This window comes from Streptomyces thermoalcalitolerans (assembly GCF_039525155.1).
Taxonomy (GTDB): Bacteria; Actinomycetota; Actinomycetes; order Streptomycetales; family Streptomycetaceae; genus Streptomyces; species Streptomyces thermovulgaris.
On sequence record NZ_BAAAHG010000133.1, the window covers coordinates 1 to 1332 of the forward strand.

The 1332-nt window shown below is 69.7% G+C and carries 1 protein-coding gene; it reads right to left on the reverse strand.

What is annotated here, in order from left to right; all coding sequences use genetic code 11:
• Positions 1-1332 (reverse strand): 1,4-alpha-glucan branching protein GlgB (gene glgB / locus ABD224_RS29185; RefSeq protein WP_344055326.1); only part of this gene is annotated, 1332 nt, incomplete at both ends.

A 1332-nucleotide genomic window follows, 5' to 3' on the forward strand; every position in this document is an offset into this window, starting at 1 on the left:
GCCACCAGTCGCCGGGCATCTTCGACACCAGCGCGCCCTTGCCGTGCACCACCTCGTCGTGGGAGATCGGCAGGACGTAGTTCTCGCTGTAGGCGTACACCATCGAGAACGTCATCTCGTGATGGTGGTACGTGCGGTGGACGGGGTCGTGGCTCATGTACCGGAGCGAGTCGTGCATCCAGCCCATGTTCCACTTCAGCCCGAAGCCCAGACCGCCGAAACCGCTCGGCCCCCGGTGGTGGGTGGCCCGGGTGACCCCGTCCCAGGCCGTCGACTCCTCGGCGATGGTCACCACACCCGGCACCCGGCGGTACACGGTGGCGTTCATCTCCTGCAGGAACGCCACCGCGTCCAGGTTCTCCCGGCCGCCGTGCACATTGGGCGTCCACTGGCCCGGCCCGCGCGAGTAGTCGAGGTAGAGCATGGAGGCGACGGCGTCCACGCGCAGGCCGTCGATGTGGAACTCCTCGCACCAGTACACGGCGTTCGCGACGAGAAAGTTGCGCACCTCGGTGCGGGCGAAGTCGAACTCGTACGTCCCCCAGTCGGGGTGCTCGGCGCGCTGCGCGTTCCCGGGCTCGTACAGCGGGTCCCCGTCGAAGCGGGCCAGCGCCCAGTCGTCCTTGGGGAAGTGGGCCGGTACCCAGTCCATGATCACGCCGATGCCGGCCTGGTGGCAGCGGTCCACGAAGTACCGGAAGTCGTCCGGGGTGCCCAGGCGCGCGGTGGGCGCGTAGAAGCCGGTGACCTGGTAGCCCCAGGAGCCGCCGAAGGGGTGCTCGGCGATCGGCATCAGCTCCACATGGGTGAAGCCGAGGTCCTTGACGTACGCGGGAAGCTGCTCGGCCAGCTGACGGTAGGTCAGCCCCGGCCGCCAGGAGGGCAGATGGACCTCGTACACCGAGAAAGGTGCCTCGTGCGCGGGGATGTCCCCGCGGTGGGCCATCCACTCCTGGTCGCCCCACTCGTAGTGCGAGGCCGTCACGACCGACGCGGTGGCCGGCGGCACCTCGGTACGGCGGGCCATCGGATCGGCGCGCAGCGTCCTGGAGCCGTCCGGCCGGGTGATCTCGAACTTGTACAGCTCGCCCTCGCCGATGCCGGGCACGAACAGCTCCCACACGCCCGTCGAGCCGAGCGAGCGCATCGGGAACGCGGTGCCGTCCCAGAAGTTGAAGGTGCCGGCCACCCGCACTCCCCGGGCGTTGGGCGCCCACACCGTGAACCGGGTGCCGGTCACCCCCTGGTGGGTCATCGGCTCGGCGCCGAGCGCCTTCCACAGCTGCTCGTGCCGGCCCTCGCCGATCAGATGCAGATCGAACTCGCCGAGGG